Source organism: Endozoicomonas sp. 8E (genome assembly GCF_032883915.1).
Classification (GTDB): Bacteria; Pseudomonadota; Gammaproteobacteria; order Pseudomonadales; family Endozoicomonadaceae; genus Endozoicomonas_A.
Genome location: NZ_CP120717.1, coordinates 2,519,653 through 2,535,436 on the forward strand (window position 1 = coordinate 2,519,653; position 15,784 = coordinate 2,535,436).

Consider the following 15,784-nt stretch of genomic DNA (forward strand, 5'->3'; position numbering starts at 1 on the left):
GATGATGAACGACACAAGTGTTTTATTGATTGATGACCATCCTTTACTCCGAAAAGGGTTGGCTCAGTTGATTGATGAAGAAGAGGGTTTGAAAGTCGTTGCCGAAGTGGGCGACGGAGTGACCGGATTGAAACTGGCCATTGAGTTCGAGCCGGATCTGATTCTGCTGGATCTGAATATGAAAGGTATGGACGGACTGGAAACACTCAAAGCGATGAGGGCTGAAGGAGTCGCTTCGCGGGTGGTGGTCCTCACCGTCTCAGAGCACAGGGACGATATTGCAGCGATGTTTCGCGCCGGAGCCGATGGTTATCTGCTAAAAGACATGGAACCTGAAGAACTCCTGAGCCAGATTTCACAGGCCGCCATGGGAAAACTGGCTGTGGATGCCCGGCTGGCAGAAGTGCTGGCTTCTGTTCTCAGGCCTGATAGCAGCGAGACCAGCAAGATTGATCTGCTGACACCTAAAGAAAGGGAGGTTCTCCAGTTTATTGCGGAAGGGGATGCCAATAAGGTGATTGCCCGAAAAATGGACATCAGTGAAGGCACAGTGAAGGTTCACGTCAAACGTCTGCTTCGAAAACTGGACTTTCGTTCGCGGGTTGAGGCTGCGGTCTGGTGGGTGAGCAGCCGGGATCGTTGATGACGCTTGCGACTGAGGGCATAGAGCTGAATAGAGTCAGGTGAATGTCAGCGAATTTACCCAATCTAGATAGTTAATTACTTCGGAACGAACGTCTTTTTCGATATAATCCTGCCCGAGTTTATGGCTGTTAGAGTGTTTTTTGAACAGCTACCAGGCGTCAATCGTAAACTGCTATGAAATTTCGGCCGTATAAGGGTGCAGAGACTTCAGGTCTCTGAACCACTCAATTGACAGACTGACTTTAGGGAAAACGACTTGCTCGAAGTGGCTAAGCTGGGGTGTGAACGAGACGATCGTGTTCTTTTTTCAAACCTCTCCATTCAACTGTCCCCCGGTGAGCTGCTACAGATAGAAGGCTGTAACGGAGCCGGTAAGACCACGCTTTTGAGAGTGCTGGCTGGCCTCTGCGGTGATTATCGTGGCGAGGTGATCTGGCAGGGACAGAAGCTTTCCGCGGTCTATGCAGACTTTCGGCTGTCAACCTTCTATTTTGGTCACAGACCTGCCATTAAAGCTGAACTCACTCCAATCGAGAATATTGTCTGGCGCTCAAATCTTCGTAATGAACGCTACCCAGAGCCATTGATTTTTTCTGCGCTGGAGCAAGTGAACCTTGCTGGCTATGAAGAGGTTCCCTGCGGACAACTTTCTGCAGGGCAGCACAGACGGGTGGCTCTGGCAGACCTTTCGCTTTCAACCGTGCCGCTGTGGATTCTCGATGAGCCCTTTACGGCTATTGATGTCGATGGCATGGCCTGGCTTGAGCAATTGCTGGCCCGGCATATTGAAAAAAACGGCGCTGTGGTGATGACCAGCCACCAGAGCCTGTCAAAGCTATCTGACCGGGTCAGAAAGCTCCGTCTGGAGACCTATGCAACTTCCGATGAAGAGACCGGTCATGAAGAGTCGGGGGCCTGGTTATGAGTGACACTTCATTGCAGGGAAACCAGTCATTGCAGGGCAGCCGGGCATTTCTGGGATTGGTTAAAAGAGACCTGATTCTGGCCTTTCGGACACCGGGACAGACCCTGAATCCAGTGGCATTCTATCTGATGGTCGCCAGTCTTTTTCCTCTGGGTATCGCCCCTGAAAAAGAACTTTTGTCTCAGTTAGCCGGAGGCATCGTCTGGATAGGCGCTCTGCTGGCGGTCCTTCTCTCCCTGGATTCCCTGTTCAGAAGTGACCAGGAAGACGGCTCACTGGATCAGCTATTGTTATCGCCGCACCCTTTGCCTTTACTGGTGTTGGCTAAAATTTCTGCGCACTGGCTGACCACTGGTGTAGCACTGATAGCTATGGCCCCCTTACTGGCTTTGATGCTGCATTTACCGGCTCAGGCTTTTCCTGCATTAATACTGAGTCTGCTGGTGGGTACTCCCCTGATGAGTCTCGCTGGAGGTATTGGTGCAGCGCTGACAGTGCGTGTTCAGAGGGGAGGAATACTACTGACATTGCTGTCTTTACCTTTATATATTCCTGTTTTGATATTCGGGACAGGGGCTGTTCAGACGGCAGTTGAGGGTATGTCCTATTCAGGGCACTTGTTGTGGATGGCAGCATTGCTGATGTTTGGATTGTGTCTGGCGCCGCTGGCGATAGCCGCATCACTGAGAATAGTTGCAGACTGAGCAACAGGAACCAGTCACGGTAGAGTAAATAATGAACTGGACTTTTTTTCACAAACTGGGGTCACCCAGATGGTTTTACGAAATCAGTGGCAAGTGGTTGCCCTGGTTGGCCATTCTGGCAGCCCTGTTGATGGCCATCGGCTTGATCTGGGGTCTGATGTTTACGCCACCGGACTATCTTCAGGGCAATAGTTACCGGATCATATTTATCCACGTTCCTACCGCCTTTCTGGCTTCTGCTGTCTACGTGATGATGGCCTGTGCAGGGGTCGTCACTCTGGTATGGAAAATGAAGCTGGCTGACATGGTACTGAAGTGCTGTGCACCCATCGGGGCTTCTTTCTGCCTGATGGCTCTGGTAACCGGTGCGATCTGGGGTAAACCGACCTGGGGTACCTGGTGGGTTTGGGATGCCAGACTGACCTCTATGCTGATTCTGCTGTTCCTTTATATGGGGGTCATCGCTCTTCGAGGTGCTATGAGGAACACCAGTACCGCTGCAAAAGCCTGCGCCATTCTGACTCTGGTCGGGGTGATCAATATCCCTATCATCAAATTTTCTGTCCAGTGGTGGAATACCCTCCATCAGGGCGCCACGCTCAAGTTGACTGAAAAGCCGTCCATGGCACCTGAGATGCTTTGGCCTCTGCTGATCAGTATTGCGGCTTTTTATCTGTTCTTTACCGTCGTCCTTATTCTCCGTTTGCGAACCGAAATACTGGACCGTGAGCGCCGAACCAAATGGGTTCACAAGACCGTATTGGCCAAACTGGAGAACTGAAAACTATGTATTTTGAGAGTCTGGCCAGTTTGATACATATGGATGGTCACGGTGTCTTTGTTTGGGCGGCCTACGGCATTGGTGTACTGATCATTGCCTACAACATAATTTCTCCTTTGCGGGCCAGAAAGCGGATTCTGTCACAGGTTCTGCGTCAGGTGCGCAGCAGCCGGTCCAGAGGCCGGAGCTTGACAGCGAACAGGCGCCAAAGCTCGATAGCTGACAGAAAGCAAAAAGTGACAATAACCCGTCAGCGGGAAGACAGAGTCAACATTAAAGATCAGGGTGTCCGGGAGGGAGAAGTGGAATGAATCCAGTTCGCAAACAACGCTTATTATTAGTGCTTTTATTGGTGGCCGGCGTCGGTATTGCTGTGGCCCTGGCTCTGTTTGCCCTGAAGGAAAACATCAACCATTACTTTTCTCCAGCCCAGATGGCCAGAGGCGAAGCGCCCGTCGGTCAAAGGATCCGTGGTGGCGGTATCGTCGTTCCGGGGACGGTCATACGTGATCCGAACAGCCTGAAAGCCAGATTCCGAATCAGTGATGGCGATGGCGAAGTGGAAGTGGAATATACCGGAATCCTGCCAGACCTTTTTAAAGAAGGTCAGGGCATTGTCGGAACCGGCAAACTGGATGAAAACCGTCGTTTTGTAGCCGAGGAGCTGTTAGCCAAGCATGATGAAAACTATATGCCTCCGGAAGTACAGAAGGCCATCGACAAAGCTCATGGTACGAAGTCAGGCAATCCGTCAGATAAGTCTGATGGCGCCCCGTCATACCCACAGGAGAGTCAACAGCCCGTTGAGAGCCTTCATTCTCAGGCATCGGAGAGCAAGTAATGAATCCTGAACTGGGGCTGTTTGCCCTGATACTGGCAACCTGTCTGGCCCTGCTGCAAAGTATTATCCCACTGGCAGGTAGCTACAATGGCCGACTGAACTGGATGGCCACTGGTAAAACACTGGCAACAGGTCAGTTTGTTTTTGTCCTGTTGTCGTTCATGTGTCTGGTAGTTGCTTTTGTTTCGGATGACTTTTCGGTTCAGTACGTGGCCAGCAACTCAAACTCCCTGCTGCCTGTTTACTACAAGGTGACTGCCGTCTGGGGTGGCCATGAAGGTTCTCTGTTGCTCTGGATTCTGACCCTGACCGGTTGGGGGCAGGCGGTTGCCCTGCGCAGTAACAAACTGCCTCCGGAACTGTCTGCAAGAGTGTTATCGGTCATGGGTATGATCAGCGTTGGCTTTATGCTGTTTATCCTGCTGACCTCTAACCCGTTCACCCGTATTCTGCCATTTCCTCCTGCCGACGGTTCTGATCTGAACCCGCTGCTGCAGGATCTGGGTATGATTGTGCACCCGCCCATGTTGTATATGGGGTATGTAGGTTTTGCCGTCGCTTTTGCCTTTGCTATTGCGGCATTGCTCGGTGGCCAGCTGGACAGCGCCTGGGCACGCTGGGCTCGCCCCTGGACAACCGTGGCATGGTGCTTCCTGACTGCAGGTATTTCCCTGGGTAGCTGGTGGGCCTATTACGAGCTGGGCTGGGGTGGCTGGTGGTTCTGGGACCCTGTGGAAAATGCTTCCCTGATGCCCTGGCTGACGGGTACGGCACTGATTCACTCTTTGGCAGTGACTGAAAAACGCGGACTGTTCAAGAGTTGGACACTGCTGCTGGCGATCACCACATTCTCCCTGAGTCTGTTTGGTACTTTCCTGGTTCGTTCCGGTGTGCTGACCTCGGTTCACGCCTTTGCCAACGATCCTGAGCGTGGTCTCTTTATCCTGGGCTATCTGCTGGTGGTGGTGGGTGCTTCCCTGACCCTGTTTGCATTCAGGGCACCGGAAGTGAGAAGTAAAATCAGTTTCTCCCTGCTATCCCGTGAAACCCTGTTGTTGCTGAATAACATTATTCTGGTGACCAGCTGTGCCACGGTATTACTGGGTACTATGTTCCCACTGCTGCTGGATGCCTTGGATCTGGGCATGATTTCTGTAGGCCCTCCCTACTTTAATCTGCTGTTTGTTCCTCTCGCCATGCTGCTGGCTGCCTGCCTGGGTATCGGTATTCTGCTGAACTGGAAAAAAGGCTCCGTCAGCTGGCTGAAACAGCAGGTACGCTGGATTCTTATTGTCTCTGTTATCGGCGGTGTCGCATTCAGCTTCCTTTACGGAGATCGCTTCCGGGTCAGTGAAGCGCTGGCGATTGGGCTTGTCCTCTGGATGGTTCTAACCATTGGTAAGGATGTACGTAATAAAACCCGTAATACCGGCCTGCTGAGAGGACTGACAAAGCTCAAGCCAGCCTACTATGGCATGCAACTGGCGCACCTGGGTCTGGCGGTTACCTTTATTGGTGTGGCACTGACGTCTGGTTACAGTGTTCAAAAAGACCTGCGGATGAGTCCCGGTGACTCTGCCCAGGTCGGTGCATACGTCTTCCGGTTTGATGGTGTGAGTCAGCGTCAGGGGCCTAACTATGTGGCGGACTACGGCACTATAAGCGTCTTTGAGGATGAGAAGAAAATAGCTGTCCTCGAACCGGAAAAGCGTATTTATACCGTGCAGAACATGCCAATGACAGATGCGGATATTGATCCGGGCTTAACCCGTGATCTTTATGTTGCCCTGGGCGAGCCGCTCGGTGGCGATAGTTGGGCAGTCCGTCTCCACGTCAAGCCTTATGTTCGTTTCATCTGGCTGGGTTCCATCTTTATGGCTCTGGGTGGTTTGCTGGCGATTTCTGACAAGCGATATCGTGTCCGTCTCAAGAACAGGAAAGAGGCTTTAATGGGTAACAAAAAGCCCTCCCGGGATTCAGGTAAGGATGCGGCCATCACGACAGGAGGTCGGGCGTGAAGCGTTGGAAACTGTTTCTGCCATTAGGTTTCTTTCTGACGTTCTGTGTGCTGCTTTATATCGGTTTGTTCATGGAAGATAAAAGTGAACTGCCTTCTATGCTGCTGGATAAACCTGTTCCGGAATTCAGCCTCAAAAAGCTGAAGCAGCCTGAACAGAGCGTTACTGAAGCAGCGTTGAAAGGCAAGGTTCTGCTGCTCAATGTCTGGGGTTCATGGTGTCCGGCCTGTAAGATTGAGCACCCTTATCTGATGAAGCTGGCCCGGGAAGGTATCAATATTGTTGGCGTCAACTACAAGGATGAGCGTCAGGATGCTCTGAAGTGGCTGGATCGCCTCGAAGATCCTTACCTTTTTAACATTGCTGATAACGATGGCAGGCTGGGTCTGGACCTGGGTGTATACGGCGCACCGGAAACTTTTCTGGTCGACAAAAAGGGTGTGATTCGTCACAAGCACATCGGGATCATTGATGACCGGGTCTGGAAGGAAGATCTCAAGCCTCGTTACGACGCCCTGCAGAAGGAGTTAGTGCAATGACTCTCGACTATTTGTTCAGGCACTCATCGCTGCTGAAATCTGCAAGTATTGTTCTTTCTTTCAGGCTCATACTGTTGTTGTTTGTCACGGTACTGCTGGTCAGCCCGGGCGCCTATGCCGGGGTCATTGAAAACTACCAGTTTGATTCTCCGCGACAGCAGGAGCAGTTTTTCCGACTGAACGAAGAACTGCGCTGCCCTCAATGTCAGAATCAGTCTATTGCTGATTCCAATGCACCTATTGCTAAGGATCTGCGTCGTGAAGTTCACCGTATGATTGTTGAGGAAAAGGCAGATGATGACACCATTATCCAGTTTATGCTGGATCGGTACGGTGACTTTGTTCTCTATAAACCCAGAATGGATGCCCGTACCATCGCCCTCTGGTTTGGTCCTCTGATTCTGCTGTTGCTGGGCATGTTCATACTGTTCAGAATCCTTAAACGGCATCGTCCCGGGATCGAAGATGAGACACTGGACGAGCAGGACAAAGCCGAGCTTGAAAAGATACTGGGTGGTAAAGATAAATGACGCAGTTCTGGATAATCGCTTCCATTTTAACTCTCACTGGTATGGCTCTCGTAGTTATGCCACTGTGTTACCGCAGTCGACCTGCTGCGGATCAGGGGGTTTCTGACAAGGCTTCCAATATTGCTTATTTCAAAGAGCAGGAAGCCGAACTGAAAAAGCAGCTGGATCAGGGTTTGGTGACACCGGAAGATGCTGAACTGATTCGCACTGAGCTGGAAAAGAAGCTGCTGGAAGATATGGCTGATAAGAAAGAGAAGCCCAGTTACACCGGCACTAGTAACAAAGGCCTGGCTCTGTTTCTGGCCTTCCTGATTCCAGCCATGGCTGTGCCCGTTTACCTTTACCTTGGTTCACAGACAGAACTGTCTGTCGTTGAGATGATGAACCGGGATGTGTCTCACGAAGAGATGATCTCTACCCTGGAAGCGTGGAGTGACAAACGACCTGACAATGCTCAGGCCTGGTATATGCTGGCAGGTCGTTACATGGCCAGAGGTGAGGTTAATAAGGCGATTGACGCTTATAAAAAGCTATACACCGTCACCGAAGGCAGTCCTCAGGCGGCGGCCCAGCTGGCTCAGGTGCTGTTCCTGGCGAACCGCAACCAGATCAATGGTGAGGTGCGTGGCCTCTATCAGGATGCACTGAGCAAGGATGAAAGCAACACCACGGCATTAGGGCTCAAGGGTATTGATGCTTTTGAGCGGGAAGACTACCAGCAGGCAGTTCAGGCCTGGACCAAAGCCCTCTCTTTTGAAAATGATATGGCTGCCCGACAGTCGTTGTCTGCTGGTATTACCAAAGCACGCAAGCTGATGGGTGAAACGGTTGCAGAATTGAGGATCAATGTCGAATTGGCTCCTGAACTCAGTGACCTTCCGGGTAAAGCCAGAGTTATTGTTTTTGCCCGTGAGAGCGGTGCCAAAAAGCCCCCTATTGCTGCTATTCCTCTGCAGGTCAGCGACCTTCCCAAAGAGGTAATACTGGACGATAATGCCGCCATGATGATGGGCTCAGGCAGCCTCTCGGATACAGAAAGTCTGGATGTAGTCGCGCGTATTACACTTTCAGGCGATGTGGCTCAGGCTGATTATCAGGCTGAGGTCCGTGATGTGAAAATCAAGGATAACGGCGTTATTCAGCTGCGGATTGCACCTGCCAGCTGATCTTGCTGCTATTTTGAATTCTTTAAATTCTTTAAATCTGCTGCCTCGTTGACTGACCGGGCAGCGCTATTTTTCTTCCTGTACAACTCGTTCCATTTCCGCCTCTTCATGCCTGTTTACTGCGATTTAGTCTACGATGACCGATTCAATGTCAGGAAAGGTAAATTTCCAGGAGGGCATGGTCTGTGGTCCGGGAGAGGGCTGATAGTCCATCCGTCGGTCATGTTTCATCCTGTATTGGTTGTGATTGATACGATTCTGGCGACTGATGCCAGATTCTTCCTCGATCAATACCGGAGCGGGGCGCTGGTCATTATAGAAGCTGTCATCCTGAACCATTGGTTCGGTGACACACCCTGCTAATAGGCTGCACAGTATTATTGTTGTTGTCGGTAAGAGCAGTAGTTTTGTCATAGTGAGTGTTTTCCTGTTTTGTATTTATTAAAAGTGATACAGAATTATAGACGCTGTTATCAAAAAAATAAGACACCCATAAAAAGAAGAGAAAGAAATAAGACACCCATTTAATATTTAATAAGACATTTAAAAACTGTATTCCCAAAAAAGGATCTGAAAACTTATCTTCGAATAGCTTATCAACGAGCCAAATAGGAGCATTCGACGAACAGAGGCTACTCAGGCCATGATTCAGACGACACAAACTTATTCCGACTTAAAGTCGAGGAGGGATAAAGAGAAAGTGTTTAATTTCTTAACTGACTTCTACGCTAACCTGTCAGATACAAACGGCTACAGACGTTTAAGCCTTGAAGCCACTTCTGTCCGGCTTCAAGTGCATAAGCCTTCATCACCTCCAGACGGCCAACTGCCCGATAAAGCAGAAATAAGACACCCATTCAATAAGACATTTAAAAACTGTATTCCCAAAAAAGGATCTGAAAACCTATCTTCGAATAGCTTATCAACGAGCCAAAAATAGAGATATAAGACACCCAAAAAAATACCCAAAAAAAATAAGCCTCGTCAGCAAATCTGTGGTGACAAAAGCAGAAATAGATATAAGACACCCATAAAAGAGAGAAATAGATATAGAGAGATATAAGACACCCAAAAAAATACCCAAAAGCAGAAATAAGACACCCATTGAATAAGACATTTAAAAACTGTATTCCCAAAAAAGGATCTGAAAACCTATCTTCGAATAGCTTATCAACGAGCCAAATAGGAGCATTCGACGAACAGAGGCTACTCAGGCCATGATTCAGACAACACAAACTTATTCCGACTTAAAGTCGAGGAGCAGCAGAAATAAGACACCCATTCAATAAGACATTTAAAAACTGTATTCCCAAAAAAGGATCTGAAAACCTATCTTCGAATAGCTTATCAACGAGCCAAATAGGAGCATTCGACGAACAGAGGCTACTCAGGCCACGATTCAGACAACACAAACTTATTCCGACTTAAAGTCGAGGAGGGATAAAGAGAAAGTGTTTAATTTCTTAACTGACTTCTACGCTAACCTGTCAGATACAAACGGCTACAGACGTTTAAGCCTTGAAGCCACTTCTGTCCGGCTTCAAGTGCATAAGCCTTCATCACCTCCAGACGGCCAACTGCCCGATAAAAACGATTATTCCTTTGCATGGTTTTCAGCCACTCATCAGGATCAATTTCCAATCTTTCAAGAATAGGAGGGGTACACGACGGGATGGAACCTTTCTTATCTGTTCTGACAACGCGGCCAGTCCAGTCAACCAGTTCCAGATAGTCGTGAAGAAGGTAGGGAAGGGCAACGTCCGTATTCTGTCCCTGCAAACACATAGGTTTCAGGGTCAGCGGCTGCTTTTTAGTCTCGGTATTTGTAACCTGTTCCACCCGTTCCTGAATCGACGTGTAGTTCGACTCTTCCGGTGTTTCTACCTTTCCAGCCCGAATCGGATTCAAGTCAACATAGGTCATGCAGGTTAGTAACGCTGCTTCGTCCAGCAATGCCTGGCTTTTAAAGCGTCCTTCCCAGAAGCGTCCTTTACACTCGTCTTCTTTGTTGGCCTCACGAGCAAGATATTCATTCAGGCAGCGCATAAACCAGCTGATATCCTTTAAACGACGCCGGTATTCCTCAGCATATTCATCAATACGGGCCAATTCAGCGCTGCCCAGTTTGTCAGCGGCCAAATGCCTTTGCACCAGAAGTGGACCTGTAAACAAGGTCGTCCAACGGTGAAGCACTTCGTCCCGTGACCAGCCTCTGGCAGATAACTGATTGATGTGCAAAACCACATGGTAATGATTCGACATGACAGCGTAAGCGCAGACTTCGATAGCGAAGACTGAAACCAGTTCCCGAAGTTTATCCACCACCCATTGGCGGCGATGCTCGTAGTTCTTGCCAGTCAGGTGGTTCTCTCCACAGAGGTAAGCCTGACGGACACATCTCGCCATGCAGTGGTAATAAGGCGTTGAGCTGGGGTCAATCAGGGTATTGCGAGCTTGGGCCATGAACCAACCTGTTTGGGCAAAAAATCAGTTGTAGGTGAAAAGTAGACTAGGTGGATGGTAAAGCAAATTTATGGGTGTCTTTTTTTTCCCCAGGCTTCATAGGGAGTGGAGTCCTGACCTCCAAAGTATGCTGCTTACTGCTCTCATCCATACAGATCAGTGGTCGATTCGGATCATGTGGTTGTTGATAAACATCCAAAACACGTTCCATAGCGCAAACAAATTCTGCGTTTGCTTTTTTTGGAATACACCACTCCTTTTTCTGCCAAGGCTTCAACTCGTTTTTTTTAACTCTCGGCCAATGGTTTGATGCGAGATGGAATTGACATGCTCCAACTCAACCATACGGTCAGCGAGAAGCTGTAGCGTCCAGCGGCTATGACCTTCTGGTGGTGTTGAGCAAGCCAGAGCTGTCAATGCCGCCTGCTGCTCCCCCTGGAGTTTTCTTGGGCGGGCAATGCCATTGAACTTGCTATTAACAGCAATATCCAGCCCTTCAAGTACACAGCGTTTGCGTGTTCTCTGAACCGTTTTCGTTGAAACACCACAGGTTTGGCTGGTCTGGAGCTCCGTCAGTTTTGGCCCGTTTTCATCGAGACACAGGAGGATCTGGGCATGAATACGTTTATGCTTGGCCACCTTGGTCTGGTGAATGAGGTCTTTTAATTGCTGCTGTTCGTCTATGGACAGGCGGATACGGTATTGAGCTGGCATAGGTCACCCTGATCTGAATCAGGGAGAAGAATGCCAGAATGGAAAATTCCGGCATTGCTGCAGGACAAAGAAACTGGAGTTATGTACTAGGTGGATGGTAAAGCAAATTTATGGGTGTCTTTTTTTTCTTTTTTATGGGTGTCTTTTTTTTCTTTTTTTTCTTTTTTTTCTCGTTTATGGGTGTCTTTTTTTTTCTCGTTCTGCTGAAAGACAGAAACATTGTTAGCTGCACTTAACAACCTGTTATGAACTTCCACCCTGAAAAGGTTTCTAACTCAAGACGCAAGTTTTGAACATGCTTGCTGATTGAGGATAAATTCCAGCTTTCAGGAGTCCAGTCGTGAATGTAACAAATAATAAGCCCATCACTGTCGATTCATTGTTGTTTAATTCTGCAAAATCTCAATCGTCGGCAGCAACAGGTACCACTGTGGGTGGCGACATCACGGTGTTTGGCAATTGCGAACCTTCATTGCTGAACTTATCTTTGGTGGAATACTCACTCATTTTTAGATCTTTGGATCTTCGGGATATTCGCAGTTTAGAACAGGTGTGCACCCACTTAAGCAAAGCTGTCAAAGACGATAACGCCCTGGCAAAAGCATGGTTTCGCCGACTTCCTTCATCACACCAGTACCGACTAAGCCAAACCATCACTGCAAAAAATGATCAACAATTCCATAGTTGGCTTGAGTCGTTTATCAATGATCAGGCGCTAGTGAAGTCAATGAGTGAACTCCGAATGAGGAGTAAATATGTACCTGCTCTGTTATTTTTCACCAAGACTGTGCTGATGTCTCAATGTGAAAAATTTAATTTGGTTACAAAAGAAATTAACTGTGCATCGCAGACGTTCGAATCAGCGGTCCAATCAGCCAGCCTTAGTGCCGATAGTCGCCACCTGATGATTAACGGCTATCTTAGGACGGAAATTTACGTTCATATGGCTGATGAATTATGGACAAAAAAAGCCACCATTCCTCATGAAAGTTGTTTGACTTCAGCTGTCTTCAGCCCCGATGGTCACCATCTGCTGATCACCACACGTTATGCTGCGGAAATCTACGTTCATAGGGCTGATGAATCATGGGCAAAAAAAGCCACCATTTCTCATGATGATCGGGTCCATTCAGCTATCTTCAGCCCTGATAGTCATCATGTAGTGACCGCCAGTCATGATCGCAGAGCGAGAGTATATGGCCTTATGGACGATGGCTCATGGAAGCAAGAAGCCATTATTCGACATAGTGGTCCTGTCCTATCAGCCATTTTCAGCAACGATGGCCGCCATGTGGTAACCAACGATCTGAACTTCACACGTAAAACTGGCCAGATAGCCGATGGATCATGGGAATACGCAGATAGCATTAATTTAGGTGGTGCCAGTTTCAGCCCTGATGGCCGCCATGTGCTTGCCAGAGAGGGTTTCGAGGCAAAAATCTTTATTTCGGATGAGGCTGGTGAATCATGGCTAAAAAAAGCCACCATTCCGCACGAGGGTCTTGTCACCTCAGCCACCTTTAGCCCCGATGGTCTATCTGTGTTGACTGTCAGTAAAGATGGTATGGTAAAAATTTGTGGCCAGAAAACCGATGGATCATGGGAACAAGTACAAACCTTTCGCCACGATGGAACTGTCAAGTCAGCCACTTTCAGCCCTGATGGCCGCTATGTGGTGACTGCCTGTAGCAGTGGTACGGTGAAAATATATGGCCAGAAAGCCGATGAATCATGGGAACAAAAAGCCATCTTTGACCATGGACACAGAGAGGTTTTAGTCCGTTTTGGCCCTGATGGCCGACATATGGTTATTTATGGCGATATCAGAACAGCGAAAATCATCGGTCAGCAAACCGATGGAACCTGGTCAGAAAAAGCCGGTATTTCCCATAATAACCTGATCCGAGCAGCCTTCTTCAGCTCCGATGGCAGCTATGTGGTCACTGTCAGTCGAGATGCCAGGGTGAAAATCACTGAACTACGAATGAGTGATCGATTGTTTGCCGTTACTGAGTGACGCCATTGTGCGTCTGCTGAAAGACAGAAACATTGTTAGCTGCACTTAACAATCTGTAAAACAACACCGGGCTGTCAGATTATTCTTTTCGCTACAACAGACCATCCATGGTCTGAGTTGCTGATGGGCCATTCTGGCCTTGGAGAAGATAACCGGATAGCTCAATCCGAAAAAAAATCATCATGGGCTCGGCGACAGAGCCTGCTAACAGGCTGCACAGTATTATTGTTGTGTTTTGTCATAGTGGGTGTTTTCCTGTTCCTGTTTCCCTTGGCTGGCATCAATCCCGTATTAGCTTTAATGCGTTGGTTACGGAACTAAATTAATTAACTGCTGTCATAACATTCGATCAAATTCTTTTGCGCTAGGGTCTGTCAGGAGAATTCACTATCAAGCTGGCATTCAATGGTTTGCAGATCCCGCAGATGACTTGATCGTACTTTAACTAAAAAAAACTTTCATGGAGGAATTAATCATGATAAATCCAAACTCAACTCACCCGGTTGATCGTTCTCAAAATAGCCAACCTGCTGAAGCAGGTAATCATTGTCCTATATGCAAAAAAGTGTTTGGCAGAAATGTGACTGTCACTGCTTGTTGTTCAAAAAAAATTGACACTGGCTGTTTGCGACAGGCGTTTCAAGCTACTCCACTGGAGGCAAGGCTAAAATGCCCATTATGCAAAGCCAGGCAGCCTGATTCAGCGCAATCAGAACCTTCATTAGTCAGCGTAGGGGCGCAGCGAAACATACCAGTTTCCTTTAACGAGCCTCAGGGTGCCTGTTTGTCACAATCGGCCTCAGGTGGTTTTTCCGCTGCTCAAATAGCAGAGATGCCGACACTTCACGGAGGACAGATTTATATTCTGCCTACTCAGGGGCTGAGACAAAAGTGTATTCAGGGCACCAGTCGAGGGCAAACGGACGAAACCTGGGCACTGAGAAACGATCTGGTAAAGGCTTTGAATAACGGGTTGTGGGATGAAGTATATCGTTTGCAGCGCATTATCCGGGACACTGGGGCAAGTCAGACGGACAGAGTGCTCAGGGTAAGGCCGACGCAAGACGCCAAGCTGGCACTGAGTCACAAGCTGATAGAGGCTGTGAATAATGGCTTGTGGGATAACGCAGATCTTTTACAGCAGGTTATTAAGAGCATCGATGCATGGCTGGCATACGAAGACCAGCAGGCACTGGCTAACAAATTGATGGAGGCTGTGAATGATGAGTCTTGGGATATTGCAGATCATTTACAGCAGATTTTTAAAGGCACCTGGACAATACTGCCGAACGAAGACATGAAGGCACTGAGTCATAAGCTGATAGACGCTGTGAATAATGGATCGTGGGAAAACGCATATAATTTGCAAGGCATTATCCAGGGCACCATGACAAGGCTGACGGACGACGACCAGCGGGCACTGATTAACATGTTGATAGAGGCTGTGAACAATGGGTTATGGGAAAGAGCATTTAGTTTGCAACGCATTATCCAGGGCACCGGGGCAAGGTTGATGGACGATGCTACTATGGCAAGGCTGACGGACGACGACCAGCGGGCACTGAGTAACATGCTGATAAAGGCTGTGCAAAATGGGTTGTGGGATGACGCAAATAGTTTTCAAGGTATTATCCAGAGCACCGGAGCAAGGCCGACAGACGACGACCAACGGGTACTGAGTGACATGCTGATAGAGGCTGTGAATAATGAGTCCTGGGATAACGCCCATAGAATTCAATGCATTTTCGAGGGCATCGGAGCAAGACTGATGGACGATGGCAAGGTGACAAGGCTGACGTACGAAGCTCAGCAGGCACTGAGTGACAAGCTGATAGAGGCCCTGGAAAATGAGTCTTTGGATAAAGCGGATATTTTCCAGAAGATTATTAAGAGCAGCGGAGCAAGGACGACGTACAAAGCTCGTGATCTAGTGGAATTTAAGCTGATTCAAACCATAACATATAGTGATTTGAGAGGAAACACATCGCGAATGGAAGACATTATGCGCGGCATTGGGATGAATATCCCCCCATCAGTCGCGCAGGCTATGCATATCTTGTCTGAAGGGACGTATAGAGCAATGTTCGACTATTAGCAAAATTGCCGTAAGCTTTCGCCAAATCGAGGGGGTTGCATAAGTAGCTAGCAAAGCTGAGACAAGGCAAAAAGTGTTGAGAAAATGCAGTTTACAGGGATTGACTGAGCATTATGAGCCACTTTTTAAAGCAGTACCCGCTTTGCTTGCTACTTTTGCAACAGCCTCGTTAGTGCGGCTGGCATCAATCCCGTTTTGGCTTTGAAGGCGTTGGTTACGGAACTAAATTAATCAACTGCTGTCAAAAAATACACGATCAAATTTTGTGGCGCTAAGGTCTGCCAGGACAATTCAGAATCAAGGTGGCGTTTAGAGGTTTGCAGATCCCGCAGATGACTGGTTCGCA

General features: G+C 48.4%; 15 protein-coding genes. 12 read left to right on the forward strand and 3 right to left on the reverse strand.

From position 1 onward, the window contains the following. The first annotated feature begins 1 nt into the window (after position 1). The 10 genes from narL to ccmI all read left to right on the forward strand — a co-directional run bounded on the left by narL (position 2) and on the right by ccmI (position 8,149). A complete protein-coding gene (narL, locus tag P6910_RS08450; RefSeq protein WP_410493887.1) occupies positions 2 to 643 on the forward strand; it encodes a two-component system response regulator NarL in 642 nt (213 codons plus the stop codon). A gap of 258 nt (positions 644 to 901) precedes the next feature. Next, on the forward strand, positions 902 to 1,570 hold the full coding sequence (gene ccmA, locus P6910_RS08455) for a cytochrome c biogenesis heme-transporting ATPase CcmA (protein WP_317145832.1): 669 nt from the start codon (positions 902 to 904) through the stop codon (positions 1,568 to 1,570). After that, the gene (gene ccmB, locus P6910_RS08460; RefSeq protein ID WP_317145833.1) at positions 1,567 to 2,274 is read left to right on the forward strand and encodes a heme exporter protein CcmB; all 708 of its coding nucleotides are present in this window, start codon (positions 1,567 to 1,569) and stop codon (positions 2,272 to 2,274) included. Before ccmA ends, ccmB begins: the two co-directional genes overlap by 4 nt. A gap of 31 nt (positions 2,275 to 2,305) precedes the next feature. Further along, complete coding sequence (locus P6910_RS08465) at positions 2,306 to 3,055, forward strand: heme ABC transporter permease (RefSeq protein ID WP_317145834.1); 750 nt, start codon at positions 2,306 to 2,308, stop codon at positions 3,053 to 3,055. A 5-nt stretch (positions 3,056 to 3,060) separates the two neighbouring features. Further along, positions 3,061 to 3,366, forward strand: coding sequence for a heme exporter protein CcmD (gene ccmD / locus P6910_RS08470; protein WP_317145835.1), 306 nt, complete (start codon positions 3,061 to 3,063; stop codon positions 3,364 to 3,366). Continuing rightward, positions 3,363 to 3,896, forward strand: coding sequence for a cytochrome c maturation protein CcmE (ccmE, locus tag P6910_RS08475; protein ID WP_317145836.1), 534 nt, complete (start codon positions 3,363 to 3,365; stop codon positions 3,894 to 3,896). The genes ccmD and ccmE overlap by 4 nt, the downstream gene beginning before the upstream one ends. Then, positions 3,896 to 5,914: a heme lyase CcmF/NrfE family subunit gene (locus tag P6910_RS08480; RefSeq protein ID WP_317145837.1), complete on the forward strand. Its 2,019-nt coding sequence runs from the start codon at positions 3,896 to 3,898 to the stop codon at positions 5,912 to 5,914. Before ccmE ends, P6910_RS08480 begins: the two co-directional genes overlap by 1 nt. Beyond that, entirely contained in the window at positions 5,911 to 6,453 is a 543-nt protein-coding gene (locus P6910_RS08485; protein WP_317145838.1) for a DsbE family thiol:disulfide interchange protein, read from the forward strand. Before P6910_RS08480 ends, P6910_RS08485 begins: the two co-directional genes overlap by 4 nt. Continuing rightward, on the forward strand, positions 6,450 to 6,983 hold the full coding sequence (locus tag P6910_RS08490) for a cytochrome c-type biogenesis protein (protein ID WP_317145839.1): 534 nt from the start codon (positions 6,450 to 6,452) through the stop codon (positions 6,981 to 6,983). The genes P6910_RS08485 and P6910_RS08490 overlap by 4 nt, the downstream gene beginning before the upstream one ends. Beyond that, positions 6,980 to 8,149: a c-type cytochrome biogenesis protein CcmI gene (gene ccmI / locus P6910_RS08495; RefSeq protein WP_317145840.1), complete on the forward strand. Its 1,170-nt coding sequence runs from the start codon at positions 6,980 to 6,982 to the stop codon at positions 8,147 to 8,149. Before P6910_RS08490 ends, ccmI begins: the two co-directional genes overlap by 4 nt. A 126-nt stretch (positions 8,150 to 8,275) precedes the next feature. Here the strand turns inward: ccmI and P6910_RS08500 are convergent, their stop codons facing one another. The 3 genes from P6910_RS08500 to P6910_RS08510 all read right to left on the reverse strand — a co-directional run bounded on the left by P6910_RS08500 (position 8,276) and on the right by P6910_RS08510 (position 11,326). Further along, positions 8,276 to 8,563: a hypothetical protein gene (locus tag P6910_RS08500; protein ID WP_317145841.1), complete on the reverse strand. Its 288-nt coding sequence runs from the start codon at positions 8,561 to 8,563 to the stop codon at positions 8,276 to 8,278. A 1,065-nt stretch (positions 8,564 to 9,628) separates the two neighbouring features. After that, positions 9,629 to 10,612: a transposase gene (locus P6910_RS08505; RefSeq protein WP_317145842.1), complete on the reverse strand. Its 984-nt coding sequence runs from the start codon at positions 10,610 to 10,612 to the stop codon at positions 9,629 to 9,631. Positions 10,613 to 10,885: 273 nt separating this feature from the next. Next, complete coding sequence (locus tag P6910_RS08510; RefSeq protein ID WP_317145843.1) at positions 10,886 to 11,326, reverse strand: helix-turn-helix domain-containing protein; 441 nt, start codon at positions 11,324 to 11,326, stop codon at positions 10,886 to 10,888. Between the two features lie 340 nt (positions 11,327 to 11,666). On the opposite strand from P6910_RS08510, the gene P6910_RS08515 reads away from it, so the two are divergent. Further along, entirely contained in the window at positions 11,667 to 13,343 is a 1,677-nt protein-coding gene (locus P6910_RS08515; RefSeq protein WP_317145844.1) for a hypothetical protein, read from the forward strand. A gap of 475 nt (positions 13,344 to 13,818) precedes the next feature. Continuing rightward, entirely contained in the window at positions 13,819 to 15,438 is a 1,620-nt protein-coding gene (locus P6910_RS08520; protein ID WP_317145845.1) for a hypothetical protein, read from the forward strand. Positions 15,439 to 15,784: the final 346 nt, after the last annotated feature.

Bases quoted from the DNA above. Each gene is read 5' to 3' on its own strand.
- narL (WP_410493887.1), top strand. From the start codon at position 2: ATGATGAACGACACAAGTGTTTTATTGATTGATGACCATCCTTTACTC.
- ccmB (WP_317145833.1), top strand. From the start codon at position 1,567: ATGAGTGACACTTCATTGCAGGGAAACCAGTCATTGCAGGGCAGCCGG.
- P6910_RS08465 (WP_317145834.1), top strand. From the start codon at position 2,306: ATGAACTGGACTTTTTTTCACAAACTGGGGTCACCCAGATGGTTTTAC.
- ccmD (WP_317145835.1), top strand. From the start codon at position 3,061: ATGTATTTTGAGAGTCTGGCCAGTTTGATACATATGGATGGTCACGGT.
- ccmE (WP_317145836.1), top strand. From the start codon at position 3,363: ATGAATCCAGTTCGCAAACAACGCTTATTATTAGTGCTTTTATTGGTG.
- P6910_RS08480 (WP_317145837.1), top strand. From the start codon at position 3,896: ATGAATCCTGAACTGGGGCTGTTTGCCCTGATACTGGCAACCTGTCTG.
- P6910_RS08490 (WP_317145839.1), top strand. From the start codon at position 6,450: ATGACTCTCGACTATTTGTTCAGGCACTCATCGCTGCTGAAATCTGCA.
- ccmI (WP_317145840.1), top strand. From the start codon at position 6,980: ATGACGCAGTTCTGGATAATCGCTTCCATTTTAACTCTCACTGGTATG.
- P6910_RS08500 (WP_317145841.1), bottom strand. From the start codon at position 8,563: ATGACAAAACTACTGCTCTTACCGACAACAACAATAATACTGTGCAGC.
- P6910_RS08505 (WP_317145842.1), bottom strand. From the start codon at position 10,612: ATGGCCCAAGCTCGCAATACCCTGATTGACCCCAGCTCAACGCCTTAT.
- P6910_RS08510 (WP_317145843.1), bottom strand. From the start codon at position 11,326: ATGCCAGCTCAATACCGTATCCGCCTGTCCATAGACGAACAGCAGCAA.
- P6910_RS08520 (WP_317145845.1), top strand. From the start codon at position 13,819: ATGATAAATCCAAACTCAACTCACCCGGTTGATCGTTCTCAAAATAGC.